Genomic DNA, 15335 nt, shown 5'->3' with positions numbered 1-15335 from the left:
GGTTTTCTTCTTACGGTGCGCTGGTCTGCGGGGCGCCGCTCAGGTTTTACTTCGAACAGATTCTGCGTATGCGCTTCGACTACACGGCTATCTTATTTACCATTCCCGTTGCGGTCGTGTTTGCCCGCCTGCTCCGCAAGTTTCTGAACACGGCCCAACTAGCGCCGCGCTGGGATAAGCTCCTCGATAAGATCTGGGTGCCGGGTGTGGTAATTTTGGGCCTAGCGGCCGTATTTCAGCTTCAAAGCAAGCTGCTAGATGAAACCTACTTACTGTTCGTCTACCTCACTTTTATCGCGCTGCTGCTACAGCTCAGGAGCTACAAACCCGCTCGAACGCTGCTGCTGGCGCTGGTTCCTTTTGCCCTGTACTCGTTTTTTGAACTCCTGCTGAATGTGGTGGCGTCCGGATTCATCAAGGAGTACGACGACACGTTTGACTCGTGGCAGGGCTTCTCGGTTATTTGGATGGTCACCTTTGCCTTCATCGCACGCAATCAGAAGCGGAGCTTGGAGACCGACTTGCTGCTGCGGGAGAAAGAAGAGCAGGAGAAGCTGCGCATCGCGACGCAAAACACCGAGCTTGAGCGTATGGTGAGCGAGCGCACCGCCGCCCTTACCCAGCAAGCCGAAGCACTACAGTCGGCCCTGACGGAGCTACGTACCACGCAGGCCCAACTCATTCAGGCCGAGAAGATGGCGAGCCTCGGGGAACTCACCGCCGGCATTGCCCACGAGATTCAAAACCCTTTGAACTTCGTCAACAACTTCGCGGAGGTGAGCGTGGAGCTTTGCCAGGAGCTGCGCGAGGAAGTAGAGAAAGTGGAGCTAGCGGAAGCCGACAAAGACTATCTGCTGGAAATCCTGAACGACCTGAGCCACAACCAACTCAAGATCAATCAGCACGGCCAGCGGGCCAGCAGCATCGTGCGGGGCATGTTGCAGCACAGCCGCGCCAGCACCGGCGAACGGCAGGCCACCGACCTCAACAGCCTCGCTGATGAATACTTGCGCCTCGCTTACCACGGCTTGCGCGCCAAGGACAAGACCTTCAACGCCACGCTTAACACTACCTTCGATGAGGCGGTAAAAGAAGTGGGAGTGCTGCCGCAAGACCTAGGTCGGGTGCTGTTGAACTTGTTTAACAACGCCTTCTACGCCGTGCAGCAGCGCCAGAAAAATGGCGAACCCGGCTATCAGCCCACCGTGACGGTGAGCACCAAGCAACTTCCCCAAAAAGTTGAGATTCGGGTGCGCGACAACGGCACGGGCATTCCGGAGGAAGTGCGCCAAAAAATCTTCCAACCTTTCTTTACTACCAAGCCTACCGGTGAGGGCACGGGGCTAGGTTTATCGTTGAGCTACGACATCGTCACGAAAGGCCATGGGGGTACGCTGGCGGTGGAAAGTCAGGAGGGAAAAGGCACCGAATTTATCATTAGCTTACCCGCCTAGATAACTAAAAGCTAGCTCTTTACAGTTGCCTTCATGAACCGCTTGCATCTCCTCTTGTTAGCCGGTTTGTGGCTGCTGCTCTCGCCTCCTACTGCTCAGGCTCAAGCCGACTCAGCAGCTGTGGTCATCAACCGCCTGCCCGCCGAAGGCCTGCCGCTCACCAAAGGATGGCGCTACCACGCCGGCGACGATCCCACCTGGGCTAGGCCCGATTTTAACGATCACCGCTGGGACACCATCACCGTGGGTCGAGTGGGCCAGCCGCTGCCCGCCCGTTTCTTGGCTGGCCCTGGCTGGTTTCGGCTGCGCCTGCGCTTGGGCGACAGCTTGCGCCAGCAAGCCCTAGGGCTGCAAACGGGTCCGGCGCTGGCCGGATTCGACGTATACAGCAACGGCCGGCGCATCGGCCGCTACGGTACCTACAGCCCCGACCCAGTTCAGGTGCGGACTGGTAGCCCAACCGCTTCGCCCCTGGACCTGCGCCCGTCGGCGGCGGGCGAGCTAGTGCTGGCCGTGCGCTACACTCCCCAGCAGCACACACCCTGGCTCCAGGCTTACCTAGCCCACAGCAGCCAGCGTAATCTAGCGCTTCGGCTGCGTGAGTTGTCGCAGATTCGGCGGAAGGATGCTGCAGCCAGCCAAGCCGATGCTGTTTTTGCCTGGCTAACTGGCATATTCTTACTGCTGAGCTTGCTGCACCTGGTTTTTTATCGCTACAACCGGGCCCAGCCCGCCAACCGCTACTTTGCCTACTACGCGCTGGGCACTGGCTTTTCGTGCTTACTCCTCACGTATTGGCCCTCGGTCTCCTTAGAGGAAAGAACCGTGGTGTACGGCGTGGGTGTGGCGTGGCTGCTGCTGGCGGCGCTGTACTCACTTCGGGCGCTGTATGCCTTATTCCAGGTGCGCCCTGGCTGGCTCTACAAAGTCTTGGGCGCGAGTGTACTACCTGTGGTACTGTTGATGACGGGCGAAGTACTGCGGCGTGAGCTAACCGGTATCCTATGCTACGTCGGGTTTATGATTGTGCTCACCCTCGACCAATTGTGGCTCATCGGACGGGCTCTGCGGCAGCGGCGGCGCGGTGCCGGGCTGTTAGGGGCCGGTTTTGCGTCTGGCATTGTGTTACTTGCCTCCATTGCTTTGAATCCGTTTTTGTCAAGCTGGTCTCCCGCAGCGGTGTCCTTGATAGTCGCATTGTCTTTTGTGCTGCCAGCGCTAGGCATCTCCTTATTTCTGGCCCGCGAGTTTGCCTTGGATAGCCAGCTCTTGCAAGTCAAGCTAGACGAAGTCGAGCGCCTCTCGGCCCAAACCCTGGCCCAGGAGCAAGAAAAGCAAGCCCTGCTAGCCCAGCAAAACGAAACGCTCGAAATGCAGGTGCAGCAGCGCACCGGCGAGTTGCAACGCTCGCTCACCGAGCTGCGCGCCACCCAGGCCCAGCTCATCCAAAAAGAGAAGATGGCCAGCCTAGGGGAGCTGACGGCCGGCATTGCCCACGAGATTCAGAACCCCTTGAACTTCGTCAACAACTTCGCCGATGTGTCGGCTGAGTTGGTAGCCGAACTAAAAGAAGCACAAGCCGCCGGCGACACGGAAGAAGTGGTGGCCCTGGCCGACGACCTCGGGCAGAACCTAGGCAAGATTCACCAGCACGGGCAGCGGGCCAGCAGTATCGTGCGCGGCATGCTCGAACACAGCCGCGCCAGCACCGGCGAGCGGCAACCCACTGATCTGAATACTTTAGCCGACGAATACCTGCGCCTGGCTTACCACGGCCTCCGGACGAAGGACAAAGGCTTCAATGCCGCACTGAAAACGGACTTCGCGCCCAACTTGCCCCTGGTCGAAGCCGTGGGCCAGGACCTAGGACGGGTGCTGCTGAACCTGTTCAACAACGCCTTCTACGCCGTACAAAAACGCCAGCAAATGGGCGAGCCCGGGTACGCACCCACGGTTAGCGTAAGTACCCGACACACCAGCAACCGAGTAGAAATCCGGGTAGCTGACAACGGCACCGGCATGCCGCCCGAGGTGCAGGCCAAGATCTTTCAACCCTTTTTCACGACCAAGCCCACGGGTGAGGGCACGGGGCTAGGGCTATCGCTCAGCTACGACATCATCACCAAAGGGCATGGCGGCACGCTGGCGGTGGAAAGCCAGGCCGGCTACGGCACCGAGTTTATTATTACTCTTCCTATCTAAGCCCTATTTTGCCTGCTGATTATACTATCTTCGCTGATGATGAAAATACTGGTTGTAGACGACGAGGTGGATGTGCGCGTGCTGTTTGAGCAACGCTTCCGGCGCGAAATTCGGAGCGGAGAATTCTCTTTTTCCTTTGCTTACTCGGGCGAGGAAGCCCTGAACTATCTGCACGAGCACGTTTCGGAGGTGGTCCTAATTCTTTCCGACATCAACATGCCGGGCATGAGCGGCCTGGAGTTGCTGCGGCATATTCGGGAGGAGTATCCTGGTCCGCCAGTGCCGCCAACTCCGCAAGTGATGATGATCACAGCCTATGGCGACGACACCAGCCGCCAGCAAGCCATGCAGCTAGGGGCCAATGACTTCCTGACCAAACCCGTTGATTTTTCCGCGCTGAAAGCCAAGCTCATCTCCCTGGAAAATCATGAAAACTAAGATTCTGGTGGTAGACGATGAAGCGGATTTGGAGCTGCTCATCAAACAGAAATTTCGGCGTAAAATCCGGGAGAATGTATACGAGTTCTTGTTTGCCAGCAATGGCCAAGAGGCGCTGAACCGCGTGCGGGACACGCCGGACCTCGACATTGTGCTCAGTGACATCAACATGCCGGTGATGGATGGCCTGACGCTGCTCAGCAAGCTCCCCGAAACGAACCCCATCGTGAAAACGGTGATGGTATCGGCCTACGGCGACATGGAGAACATCCGCACGGCTATGAATCGCGGGGCGTTCGACTTCGTGACCAAGCCCGTGGATTTCACCGACCTAGAGCTGACCATGGACAAAACGGCCACGCACGTGCAGCAAACGCGTGAAACGCTCCGGGCCATTCAGGAAAACAACATCCTGAAGATGTACGTGGATGAGACGGTGCTCAACGTGATGGGAAGGCCTGGCTTCGAAAACAAGCTGATGGTGAGTGAAACGGTAGATGCCACGGTGGTTTTCATGGACATCTGCGGCTTCACAGCGCTTTCTGAGGTACTGCCCCCGGCCAACGTCGTGGGACTGCTCAACAAGTACTTCGACCAGATGGTGCAGGAGGTCATTGCCCAGGGCGGCTACATCGACAAGTTTATGGGCGACGCCGTAATGGCCGTGTTCCGCGGTGACTATCACCTCGACCGCGCCATCGACGCAGCCCTTTCGGTGCGTAGCGTCATTCAAGCCAATGAGGACACGCTACCCGATGGCAAACCGTATCGCCCAGAGGTCAGCATTGGCATCAATACCGGCGAGATGGTTTCGGGCAACATTGGCTCGGCCTCGCTCAAACGCCTGGACTACACCGTTATCGGCGACACCGTGAACGTGAGCCAGCGCCTGCAATCGGCCGCTAAGCCGGGGCAGATTATTATTACTGAGCCTATTTACCAACAGGTGAAAGAATCCTTCCAATGCACCCCAGTGGGCGAAGCAACGCTGAAGAATAAGTCGCTGCCAGTAATGACGTACGAGGTAGTAGCCTAGGTAAGCCAATAGCCTAGCTTCTGCGCAAAAGCGCTGAAGGGCGAGGAAAACGCAACCGAACCTAATAATTCTATAGCGCCTGCCGAGTACCTCGCCAGCTAGTGTTTCCGTAGAGATTTCGCGGAGGCTACCCCTCAGACACAGAGCTAGGAGGTGCTGCCATTGTCTTTTCATTCTGCCGACGCAAGCGCTGGCATAGTACCCGCATGATGTTGCGCAGCACCTCGCTGCGTTCTTCCATCACATCGTAGAAGTCTTCCTGATCGAGGCGAAAGGCCACTACATCGCCTTTCGCTACGGCGGTGGCAGAACGTGGTTCCGCATCGAGCAGGGCTAGCTCGCCGAAGAAGTCGCCCTTGCGGAACGTGGCCAAGTGCTGCGCGCCGCTGAAAACTCCGACTTCCCCTTTGTAAACGATAAACAACGAGGCACCTAGGTCGCCTTTGGCAAATACCTGCTGTTCATCGTGGAACGTCACTTCCTTCATGATGGGCACAATGCTACTCAGCACGTTCTCGGGCGTGGCGGCAAAGAGAGCGGTGTTTTTCAGGACCGAAACCCGCTCCGTGGCCGGGATGCGGGAAGTTGTGGCGTGGTGACTCATGCGCAAAGACGTAAGCGTGGGGTGAGCAGCAAGCAAAGATTGGTAAAGCGTAGGCTCTTGTTCGGAAAGTTGATCGAGCACCGCAAAGGCGCTTTCTTGAATCAGCAGATTCTTGCTACCTAGGTACGGTAGCAGTTCGGCGCTGGTAGCAGCTTGGGGGTGCCATTGGCGCAGGGCTACGCTGACCGTCCAGTCCGAAAATGTTGCTTCGCCGCACCGGATGATCGTATCCAGCACCGGTTCTGATGTTTCCATTGAGCCGATTACGGTAGTAAAAGCCCGTACTTTCTGGCGCACAGGCGCTACTTCAAATAGCGTCTGGAGAGCTAGGTAAACGGGGCGCGCAATGACGTTGTCCAGCATTTCCAGCGCGTTAGCCTGCCGCTCGCGGGTGGCGTGCGTCACGCCACGTTGCGCATCGGCAATGAGCTGGGGAGAGTACAGCTGGAATAACAAACCAAAGATGCGCTGCTGCACTTTGGATAGTTCGTAGTCGAGGGCCTGGGTGAGCGGGGCGTTGTCGGTCGTTGCTTGCCCGTGCAGCAGCACTTGGGCGAGCTTCATCTCGGCCAAAATCAAGCCTTCAAACAGCGGCGCATCTGCGGCAACAGGCCCAAAGCTGCGCAGCGCTCGCAAGGCTATTTCTCGCCGAGCTAGGTTTGGCTGCTGCACCAGCAACAGCAGTGCACTACGGCTGGCAGGCACTCGAATCTGCCCGCACACCAAAGCCACGCGCCGCACCAGCGTTTCATCCGGACTGGTTTGCAGCACGGTAGCCAGTTCCGGCACCGCGGCTTCGCCCAACTGCACCAACTGATCAGCTGCTGCATGGCGCAAGTTTTTGTCGGTTAGCGCCGCAATGAGTTGCTTCGTTTCTCGCCCATCAGACAAGGCGGTCGTGCCATTTTGCCGAGAGCCTAGGGCTTCCGACCAGCTTTGCCCATCCGCTTCGGTATCGGTTGTGAAGCGGCGGCTCAGCGCGTGTTGCAGCTCACTCAGGTAGTGGCCGTAGGTACGATGCAAAAAGAAGATGGCCCCGGCCATAAACAAGCCCATCCAGGCGAAAGGCGCCCACTGACTAAGCGCCGGGAAGAAGTGTAGCGCAAACAGCAACCCGCCGCCCAACGCCATGCCCAATGGCTCGTAGAAGCCCTTCACCAACGTATGGGCTTGCAAACGCTCGGGCGCTGACATGGGCTGGAACAGCACCAGAAACACCGGGTCGAAGATGGCCCGGCGCAGCACTTCCAATACCAGATACAGACCGCAGAAATACAGCAGCAGGATACTTTCCTCCACTTGCTCGATCCACAAGCCACCAAACAACAGCAAACTAGCGAGCACCACAATGGGCAGGGTGATCAGCATCCACCGGATACCTAGCTTGCTGAGTAGGGTGTGGGAAAACAGCAGCTTGAAGAGCGACGCTAATAAGTACGTCAGCACCAGCACGCTGCCTACGTACTGCATCACGCTGGCTTGGTCGTGAAATTTGTGTTTGACATTCACGAAGAAGGAATACTCTACTCCCGTCGTGACGGCAGCAATAGCAGTCAGGCTTAGGCACAGCGTCAGCACCAACCGGCTGTCGCCAAACCACTTGCGCAGCTCCGGAGCGAGGGCTTGCGTGCGCACCGCGCGGGCGGCGGCTCTCACTTCTACGTCGTGCAAGCGGCCTGTGGCTTGCAGCGTCAGCAGGGCACCTAGGTAGGCGGCAAAGGCGGTGAGCAGCAGCCACAGCAGGTCGGAGTGATGATGAATCAGGATGGCTAGCACGGCCCCGAGCGCCTTGGCGGGCATATCGCCGGAGCTAATCACGCTAAACAAACGGCGCCCCTGCCGCACATCGAACACCACCGCCGACACGCCCCAGAACTCTAGGTTGGTGAGCAGGTAAATCACACGGTAGCCCGCCATAATAGCGACGGCCGCCGCCACCGAATGCCCGAACGTAATCAGGACGCCCAGCACGCCCGTGACCACGACCACCGACAGCAGCACGCGGGCGGCTAAGCGTTGCAGCGACAGATGATGCTCGTAGTGGCCGTAGATCTTGCTGGCACCCATCATAGCTAGCGCTGCCACACCGTAGGCTAGGGGCAGATTACGCTCTGGGTTGGTTTCGAGCAGAATAACGTTGGCCGACACGTACACCAGAATGGTCCCGATGCCGAGCAAGAAGTTATGCAGAAAGAACAGCCCAACCGTACGCCCTTCATCTGGGCGAATGCCAACCAGTTGCTGCCAGCGTTCAAGTAATGTCATGCCAGAGAGAAGAAGAATGCCTAGCCATCTTAATCGAAAGTGCAAGATAGGTGCCCGGCCGCGCACAGTATCCGAATTTTCCTTTTAAGTTAGAGCACCTATCCTTTCCCGCTGCCTGTTATGGACTGCCACCGCGCCGAAACGTACGTGCTGCGGGAGTTGCGCGCGCACCTCTCGCCAACTCTCTATTACCACGGCTTGCACCACACCTTGGATGTGGTGCAACAGGCGCAAGCATTGGCGGCAGGCGAGGGCATCACCGACCCCACTATGCTCGCCCTGTTGCGCACGGCCGCTCACTACCACGATTCGGGGTTCATGACGACCTACCAGGGGCACGAGGCGGCGGGCTGCAAATTAGCGCGCCAAGTGCTGCCCGATATGGACTACTCACCCGACCAGATCGAGCTGATTTGCAGCCTCATCATGGCTACGCGCCTGCCGCAATGCCCCGGCGACTCCTTGCTGGCCAAGATTCTTTGCGATGCCGACCTCGATTACCTAGGTCGCCCCGCCGACTTCTGGCCGGTCAGTCAGACGCTGCGCAAAGAGCTGGAAGCGCACGGCTCCGCAGTCGACGATCATACCTGGAACCAAGGCCAGGTGAAATTTCTGAGCGCACACCACTACTGGACTGTCACGGCCAACGTCCGTCGCGAATCGGCTAAGCAAGCGCGCTTAGCCGAAGTCCGAGCCTTATTAGCCTAATTGGTCTGGCTGGCAACAGCGAGGCATCTACTTCTTTATACCTTTCGCCCACTGTTGTTTCTCACCCCTTGCTCCAGCCTTCATGCTTTCAGAAATATTATTCTACTCCCTCGATAAAGCTATTCGACAATACCGCAAGTTTGCGCAAGCCAATATTGACCGCGCCGGCATTGACATCACCGTCGACCAGTGGCTGGTGCTGCGCGTGATAGAGGAGCACGACGACCTCACCCAAGCGGACATGGCCGAGCGTGTGTTCAAAGATCAGGCTTCCGTAGCCCGCATTATTGCGCTGTTGCTTAAACGCGGCCTCCTAAAAGCAGAGCGGCTACCGCAAGATGGGCGGCGGAGCCAACTGCGCGTGTCGCCGCTTGGGCACGATGTGCTGGTCGCGGTGCAACCGGTCGTACTCAGCAACCGCGCTGTTGCCTTAAAAGGCCTCGGCGAAGATGAATTGCTACAGCTGCGGCAGAGCTTAGAGCGTATTTACAACAACTGTCGCCCCAAGCTACCCGCCGAGAATGCTTCGGCAGATGCTGCCGCGCTCCACGCCGTACCTAGCACCCAAGAAGCTAGCTCCTAGCTTCACGTTGCCTTTGCTCCTTGAGCTGGCGTGCCTCATACAGGCAGGCTAGGCTTGCACGGCCAGTACATACTGCCGAAAAACAGACTTTTTGCGCGGGCCCTGCTGCTCCGCCATAAGTTGTGCCTGCTTTTTGCTATTGCGCTACTAACTGATAGAAAGAAGAATCAGCATCTGTTTTCTCACTGCGCAAGCTAGGTGTACTTACACCTGTTGGGCAGCTTGCTTTTGGTTGTATGCTTACACTAATCGACTCATCATCCACTAACTTATTGACTGCCGGCACCGTCGTTCGTGTGGTATTCTCAACTGTTCCGCCCGACAACAAAGGCTTGCAAAACGTGATTCGCAAACGGTTCAAAATGCACATGCCTAGCTTCCGTATTCGGGCGTGTGGCAGGCTCACGGGCGAGCGGTACTACGTTGATTTTACGGCCCCCAAGGACACGGAAATGCAGAGCATCCGCTACGAGGTAGATACGCTGGCTATGGCGTACGCGGTAAGTATCAAAAACGCGCAGACTACACCGGCTTCTTAGTACAACGAAGACCCTGCTTTGCTCAGCGGCATAGCTCCGCGACAAACAAGCGCAGCAAGCGCCTAACCCTAGGGTTAGGCGCTTGCTGCGCTTGTATAGTAGCTATCCTGGCTTAGTTGAGCAGCTTTAATGCTGTTTCTAAAATCAAATCCTGGTTAGAAGCAGGGTTAGCTTTGCGTAAATCGACCAAGATGTTGGGACGGTATTTTTCGCGTGGAGTGCCCTTGAGATGGTAGAGCTTTTCGGCGGGAAAGTTGAACCCGATACCAGAGTTGGGCATCTTATACGAGTAAATAGCGCCGTTGAGTCGGGCTAGCTCGGTGCCTACGACTGTAGCACGCTTCAAAGCATCGAAGGCAATGGTGATGCCCTCGCCCATGCTCGCCGTCCAGTGGTTGGCGAGCACCGCTACGGGCCGGGTGTATGGCGCTGGCCGCGGCGACACCAACTCACGCCACTTCCGTTTTACCCCGTACACTCTTTCCTCGCTCACCAGCTCATGTTCTTGGTAGGCCTGCTCCGTCGTGATGAAGCGCCCCAGAATGGCTCTAGCTACGGTGGTATTTCCGCCGCTGGGCGTATCGCGCAGGTCCAGGATCAGCGCGCTGGTGGGCAGCATCGTTGTGAGCGCACTATCGAAGGCTTGCATCAAGCCATTATCGAACAAGCAGTTATTGATGCGGATGTAGCCTACTTTGCCCAGCACTCGGGTTTCGACCTTGCGCGGGTAGTTCACGTTTTCTTGGAGCATGACAGGCTGATCGGGCTGGTACTCTACCACGCCGCCCGCCGTGCGCACCGATAATTTGCGCGGCAGGTGGTGGGCGCCAGCCAAGGCTAGGTCCAGAGCGTAGTTGCGTGCCTCCGCGTCCACGGTGTGCAGGGCTTTGCCTACGAAGGGTTGAATGGCTTGCTCGATGGGCACGCCGCCAATAGCCACGACCTCCATCCCCGGCCGAATCCCAACTTTCTCGGCACCTAGGTGCTGGCGCACGTCGAGCACGATGGCTTTGCCCGCCACAAACTCCGCATGCAGGTCGCTGCCGGAGGGCACCAGGCGCTGTGAGTCGAACCGGTTAGTTGCCAAGGAAGCGTGATTGTCGTAGAGCTCCATGAACGCGTTTTCCAGCAACCGCACAAAGGCCCGCCGCGAGCGAATGGTGTCGGCCTGGGGCTGGTAGAGCTGGCGCACCTTGTACCAGTCGGTTTGCTTTTTATCGAAGTACGCGTAGTTGTCATGTATCGTCTCCCAGAAAAAGTCAAAGTCTTGGCGGTACTGCTGCGGGGTCAGCTTTGTTTGTCCCGATACTTCTGGTACTCCAACGCACACCAGCAGGCTAATAGCCAGTAGCAATATTTTCATGCCCGAAGAAGGCGACAGAAAGTTAGCTTCGCAAAACAGGCGCTAGCTTTTGTAATTTTGCAACATCCTTACCAGCCTAAGCTGCTCGCCGCGAGTCGTGCAAGGCTCGTAGCACAACCGTTTTCCTTTTAGTTGCTTTTATTCTTCTCCGCGCATGACGCACCGTCATTTCCTCATTCATAAGCCGTTTGGCTACCTCAGCCAGTTTGTGTGCGAGCTAAAGAAGAAAAAGCTCCTGGGCGAGTTGTACGATTTCCCGGAGGGCACCATGGCCATTGGCCGTCTCGACGAGCACAGCGAAGGCCTGTTGCTGCTGACTACTGACGGCCGCGTGAGCGAAATGGTGCGGAGCAAAGGCGTTGAGAAGGAGTACTATGCGCAAGTCGACGGCCTGATAACCGACGAGGCCGTGGCACAACTGCAGCAAGGGGTAGAAATTGGCCTCCGCGATGTGAAGTACCAGACCAGCCCCTGCACCGCCTTCCGCCTAGAGACGCCACCTAGCTTTCCGCCCCGCACCAAAAAAATTCGCGACGACCGCCACGGTCCTACCAGCTGGGTGTCGATAACGCTAACAGAAGGAAAGTTTCGGCAGATCCGCAAAATGACGGCCGCCGTAGGTTTTCCAACCCTCCGACTGGTGCGCGTGCGGGTCGGCAACATTCATCTGCATAATCTACCACCGGGTGGCGTGCAGGAAGTTGTTAACTTTGCGCTTCCTGAGCGCGAAGAAGTAGGTAGTTTACACTGCTCTTCCTAGGTGCGGCGCCCGCCAAAACCCGGCCCTGCTACGCTTCTGTTTGCTGCATGAACTATAGTGCTGTAGCATCTGTTTTCAACTATACAACCGTTTCACATCGGGCGCCATCGGGCGCCTACATCTATAAAGACACGCATGGGCAGATCACAAGCCACCTTCGGCAAGAAGGAAAACGAAAAGAAACGGTTACAGAAGCGCAACGAGAAAGCCGAGAAGAAAGAAGAGCGGCAGGCAAACGCGAAGAAAGGCCAGAGCCTAGACGATATGCTAGCCTACGTTGACGAGAACGGTAACATTTCCGCGACGCCTCCGGACCCGAAGAAGAAAAAAGAAATTGACCCCGAGACCATCCGTATCGTAACCCTCAAGCAGGAAGATATGGAGCAGGAAGACCCTATCCATAAGGGTACGGTAACGTTCTTCAATGAGTCGAAAGGCTATGGTTTTATCAAAGACTTGCAGACGCAGGAAAGCGTTTTCGTGCACGTCAACAAGTTGGTAAACCCAATCAAGGAGAACGACAAAGTAAACTTTGAAATTGAAATGGGTCCGAAAGGTCCCAGTGCTTTCAACGTGAAACTAGAGGCTTAAACCCTTACGCTCTGCTAACCTAAAGAGGCCGCAACACGTTCGTGTTGCGGCCTCTTTGCATTTGGGTGCTACGGCTACCTAGCTTTTGCAACGCGTTTCTTCTAGAGTAGTAGCACGTCGATGCGGTGGGCGTGCACCAGGTCGAGCTTCTCCGACCACGCAAAGACGGTGAAGTAGCCATCCTGCGACGCCACTAGCGCTATCGAATCGCGCTGGTCGTGCACAAACTGGGCAGCGGCGAGGTGGCGCGTACCGCCGTTTTGGGCCGGGTGCATCCGCTTGGCAATGCTGCCCACCACCGGCTCTGATAATACCATCTTGTCGACTGGGGTGCTGGATTCAGCGCGCGCCACTTTCACCCCAAAGGCCAGCAAATCATAGTCCTGCGTGATGACGGTGGCGCCATCGACGGCCGTGAAGCCCCCCACAATTTTGATGGTGTGCAGGAGCTTATCCTGCCACTTGCGCCGGGTTTGGTCTTGCTGCTGCACGTCGGCAATGCCGGTGTAAGCAGGTACCACGGGATACACCATGGGCTGCACAATGGACTCTTTCCACTGGTTGTTACTGGGTGGCACGACTAGTACCAGGCCACCCCGACCGTGAGCGCGCATGGCCGTAGCCAGCTCCACCAGCACCGTATTGGTTTCGCCGGAGGTCGTGAGAAGGCCGTGGTCGGGCAGAAAGGCTTGCAAGGCGGGGCAGTCGTTCACGGCGGCGTTGTCGGCGTCGACTACTTGCAGCTGATCTCCGCGGAGGATGGCCACGTTGACAAATTTACCAAATCCATCGGCGCGGCGGTGCTTGATAACCAGCAGGCCAGGTTCCACCACTTCTAGCACAAAGCACAGCGGCGGAATATTGATGGCAGTGCCCCACACATACAGGCCTTCTTCGTCGTGCCACACGCCCAGGTGAATGCCGGGCTGCTCGACGGCTGGGGCTAGCTTCAGCAAATTATAGGGGGTTAGCCGGCGGCGCTGGCCAAACAACAGCGGGTACTTCGCCCCATCGGGCGGCAGCAGCGCCAGCGAAATCTTGGGTGGATGTCCTTCTTCGCGGCGCAAGCTAGCCCAGAAGGCGGCGTCAATAACGGCTTCTACCAGGTAAGACTCCGGCTTTAAGGCCAAAAAGGGTTCCTCTTCCGGCGTAGCCGCGGCCCGATGCCGCGCAAAATGCGCTTCAACCATAGGAGCGACCATGCGGGCCGCTAAATACGAGGGTTCGGACAACATAAGGGCAATAACAAGGCTTTTTGGTTGCGAACCTACTTTACGCGAAGTCGACTGTGGCGTTTGGCTTTTAAAAACACGCACGACTAGTAAGCATCCTCCAATCAAGCGCTTATTTTCACTGCCTCAGCGGGCTTGTTAGCCATTCCGCACTGCCAACCAAACCACCCATCACTTCGTGAAACAGTATACTCGCACAGCCTACCTAGCCCTCATGTTGCTCATCGGAGCGGGCGCCGAACTGAGCGCGCAAACTTCGCGCTCTGCCACCGGCAACGTACCCGCGCAGGGCAGCTGGCAACAGCTAGCTACCGACGCCTCCCGAGCTGGCAAACCTGCGTGGCGCCCTATGCTAACGTACGTGGCAGGCTTGCACCAAAAAGGCACGCACCCCGCTGCTTGGCCCTTCGACTACGAATGGGAGGACCTAGGTCCTGGCTACGTGTACGGCAATGCGTTTGGCCACTGGGATGTGGTGCACGAAACGCTCGACGTGCTGCCCTCCTACCCCGAGCATGCACTGCATCAGTTACTGAACGATATCAAAAATCAGGAGCCAAACGGGCTGCTGCCGGGCTCCATCTACATGCCCGGCGGCATGTCGGGGCGCGACTCGGTGACGTGGAACAAGAACACCCAAGGCCACCCGCCGCTGTGGCCGTTGGCGGTGCAGGATTATGTGAAGCTGACCAAGGACAGCACCGTTATCAAGACCTTCTACACGCCGTTGGTTCGGCAAATAGCATGGTTCGAGAATACGCGGAAAGCGGAAGGAGAAGGTTTTTTCTACAATGATATTCTGCTGAAGAAATGGGAAAGTGGCGTCGACGAAGGCATCCGCTTCGATGAAGTGGCGAAAGGCGCCCTAGCCTGCGTCGATGCCACCAGCCACGTATTTGCACTCTACCAAATGGCTGCGAAGTGGGCTCGGCAGCTCGGCTTGGATGCTAGCTATTATGAGAAACGCACCAACGAATTGCGCACATTTATTCAAACGGGCTTGTATGTGCCCGCCGATGGCATGTTCTACGATAGCTGGGCCGTGAAAGACCCCGCGCTCCGCAACTTACCCTTCGAAAGCATGTGGCCGCTTGTAACAGGCGCGGCCACTCAGGAGCAAGCCAACCGATACATTGACAACTATTTACTTAATAAGTCTGTCTTTCTGACTGACCATCCCATTGCCACCGTTGGGCGACGCGACCCGAAGTTTGAGTTGCGCATGTGGCGCGGCCCGGCTTGGAACAGCATGGCCTATTGGGCGGCCCGCGGCTGCCTGAATTACGGCCGCAAAGACGCCGCTAAGGTTATCCTCGAAAAAGCCCTGGATGATTCGGCGAAGCAGTTCAAGCGGACGGGCACCATCTGGGAGTTCTATCACCCGCTGGGCGGCAAGCCGGAAGATGTGAAGCGCAAGCCCAACACCAAATACAACACACCGTGCCGCGACTACCTAGGTCATAACCCGCTGATTGAAATGGCGCGCCTGTACGATTCTGTCAAATAAGCGAGCCTAGGTACCTTTGGCGCTTCACTCCTTCCGGCGAAAGGCTCACACAG

13 protein-coding genes are annotated in these 15335 nt (G+C 57.2%); 10 read left to right on the top strand and 3 right to left on the bottom strand.

Annotation, left to right across the window (positions count from 1 at the left end; all coding sequences use genetic code 11):
• Positions 1-68: 68 nt before the first annotated feature.
• Genes SD425_RS01835 through SD425_RS01820 form a run of 4 tightly spaced genes read left to right on the top strand, consistent with a single transcriptional unit; the run spans position 69 to position 5130 of the window.
• A complete protein-coding gene (locus tag SD425_RS01835; protein ID WP_324674816.1) occupies positions 69-1454 on the top strand; it encodes an ATP-binding protein in 1386 nt (461 codons plus the stop codon).
• 33 nt (positions 1455-1487) lie between these two features.
• Positions 1488-3656, top strand: a complete 2169-nt coding sequence (locus SD425_RS01830) for a sensor histidine kinase (RefSeq protein ID WP_324674814.1) — start codon at positions 1488-1490, stop codon at positions 3654-3656.
• Between the two features lie 39 nt (positions 3657-3695).
• Positions 3696-4094 carry a response regulator gene (locus SD425_RS01825; protein WP_324679489.1) on the top strand — a complete coding sequence of 133 codons (399 nt, stop codon included), beginning with the start codon at positions 3696-3698 and terminating at the stop codon, positions 4092-4094.
• On the top strand, positions 4084-5130 hold the full coding sequence (locus tag SD425_RS01820; RefSeq protein ID WP_324674812.1) for an adenylate/guanylate cyclase domain-containing protein: 1047 nt from the start codon (positions 4084-4086) through the stop codon (positions 5128-5130). Before SD425_RS01825 ends, SD425_RS01820 begins: the two co-directional genes overlap by 11 nt.
• 127 nt (positions 5131-5257) lie before the next feature.
• Here SD425_RS01820 and SD425_RS01815 read toward each other — a convergent pair whose 3' ends face one another.
• Positions 5258-7999, bottom strand: a complete 2742-nt coding sequence (locus SD425_RS01815) for a cyclic nucleotide-binding domain-containing protein (RefSeq protein WP_324674810.1) — start codon at positions 7997-7999, stop codon at positions 5258-5260.
• 120 nt (positions 8000-8119) lie between these two features.
• On the opposite strand from SD425_RS01815, the gene SD425_RS01810 reads away from it, so the two are divergent.
• The 3 genes from SD425_RS01810 (at position 8120) to SD425_RS01800 (ending at position 9829) form a co-directional block, all read left to right on the top strand.
• Positions 8120-8707: an HD domain-containing protein gene (locus tag SD425_RS01810; RefSeq protein WP_324674808.1), complete on the top strand. Its 588-nt coding sequence runs from the start codon at positions 8120-8122 to the stop codon at positions 8705-8707.
• 82 nt (positions 8708-8789) lie between these two features.
• Positions 8790-9290 (top strand): MarR family winged helix-turn-helix transcriptional regulator, encoded by a 501-nt coding sequence (locus tag SD425_RS01805; protein ID WP_324674806.1) that lies wholly within the window; start codon positions 8790-8792, stop codon positions 9288-9290.
• Between the two features lie 236 nt (positions 9291-9526).
• Positions 9527-9829: a hypothetical protein gene (locus tag SD425_RS01800; protein ID WP_324674803.1), complete on the top strand. Its 303-nt coding sequence runs from the start codon at positions 9527-9529 to the stop codon at positions 9827-9829.
• 112 nt (positions 9830-9941) lie between these two features.
• Here the strand turns inward: SD425_RS01800 and SD425_RS01795 are convergent, their stop codons facing one another.
• Entirely contained in the window at positions 9942-11192 is a 1251-nt protein-coding gene (locus SD425_RS01795; RefSeq protein ID WP_324674801.1) for a S41 family peptidase, read from the bottom strand.
• 154 nt (positions 11193-11346) lie between these two features.
• Here SD425_RS01795 and SD425_RS01790 point away from each other — a divergent pair, with 154 nt between their 5' ends.
• Together SD425_RS01790 and SD425_RS01785 are read left to right on the top strand one after the other, a co-directional pair.
• Positions 11347-11952, top strand: coding sequence for a pseudouridine synthase (locus SD425_RS01790; protein WP_324674799.1), 606 nt, complete (start codon positions 11347-11349; stop codon positions 11950-11952).
• Between the two features lie 135 nt (positions 11953-12087).
• Positions 12088-12543 carry a cold shock domain-containing protein gene (locus tag SD425_RS01785; RefSeq protein WP_324674797.1) on the top strand — a complete coding sequence of 152 codons (456 nt, stop codon included), beginning with the start codon at positions 12088-12090 and terminating at the stop codon, positions 12541-12543.
• A gap of 101 nt (positions 12544-12644) precedes the next feature.
• Here the strand turns inward: SD425_RS01785 and SD425_RS01780 are convergent, their stop codons facing one another.
• On the bottom strand, positions 12645-13778 hold the full coding sequence (locus SD425_RS01780) for a putative sensor domain DACNV-containing protein (protein ID WP_324674795.1): 1134 nt from the start codon (positions 13776-13778) through the stop codon (positions 12645-12647).
• Positions 13779-13953: 175 nt separating this feature from the next.
• Here SD425_RS01780 and SD425_RS01775 point away from each other — a divergent pair, with 175 nt between their 5' ends.
• Positions 13954-15282, top strand: a complete 1329-nt coding sequence (locus SD425_RS01775) for an MGH1-like glycoside hydrolase domain-containing protein (RefSeq protein WP_324674793.1) — start codon at positions 13954-13956, stop codon at positions 15280-15282.
• Positions 15283-15335: the final 53 nt, after the last annotated feature.

It is taken from the genome of Hymenobacter sp. GOD-10R (genome assembly GCF_035609205.1).
Lineage (GTDB): Bacteria > Bacteroidota > Bacteroidia > Cytophagales > Hymenobacteraceae > Hymenobacter.
This window is presented reverse-complemented; position numbering and strand designations above follow the sequence as displayed.

What these genes read in the sequence shown, in the direction of transcription:
- SD425_RS01810 (WP_324674808.1), top strand. Translation starts at nt 8,120, where the DNA reads ATGGACTGCCACCGCGCCGAAACGTACGTGCTGCGGGAGTTGCGCGCG.
- SD425_RS01805 (WP_324674806.1), top strand. Translation starts at nt 8,790, where the DNA reads ATGCTTTCAGAAATATTATTCTACTCCCTCGATAAAGCTATTCGACAA.
- SD425_RS01830 (WP_324674814.1), top strand. Translation starts at nt 1,488, where the DNA reads ATGAACCGCTTGCATCTCCTCTTGTTAGCCGGTTTGTGGCTGCTGCTC.
- SD425_RS01825 (WP_324679489.1), top strand. Translation starts at nt 3,696, where the DNA reads ATGAAAATACTGGTTGTAGACGACGAGGTGGATGTGCGCGTGCTGTTT.
- SD425_RS01800 (WP_324674803.1), top strand. Translation starts at nt 9,527, where the DNA reads ATGCTTACACTAATCGACTCATCATCCACTAACTTATTGACTGCCGGC.
- SD425_RS01790 (WP_324674799.1), top strand. Translation starts at nt 11,347, where the DNA reads ATGACGCACCGTCATTTCCTCATTCATAAGCCGTTTGGCTACCTCAGC.
- SD425_RS01815 (WP_324674810.1), bottom strand. Translation starts at nt 7,999, where the DNA reads ATGACATTACTTGAACGCTGGCAGCAACTGGTTGGCATTCGCCCAGAT.
- SD425_RS01795 (WP_324674801.1), bottom strand. Translation starts at nt 11,192, where the DNA reads ATGAAAATATTGCTACTGGCTATTAGCCTGCTGGTGTGCGTTGGAGTA.
- SD425_RS01780 (WP_324674795.1), bottom strand. Translation starts at nt 13,778, where the DNA reads ATGTTGTCCGAACCCTCGTATTTAGCGGCCCGCATGGTCGCTCCTATG.
- SD425_RS01820 (WP_324674812.1), top strand. Translation starts at nt 4,084, where the DNA reads ATGAAAACTAAGATTCTGGTGGTAGACGATGAAGCGGATTTGGAGCTG.
- SD425_RS01835 (WP_324674816.1), top strand. Translation starts at nt 69, where the DNA reads ATGCGCTTCGACTACACGGCTATCTTATTTACCATTCCCGTTGCGGTC.
- SD425_RS01785 (WP_324674797.1), top strand. Translation starts at nt 12,088, where the DNA reads ATGGGCAGATCACAAGCCACCTTCGGCAAGAAGGAAAACGAAAAGAAA.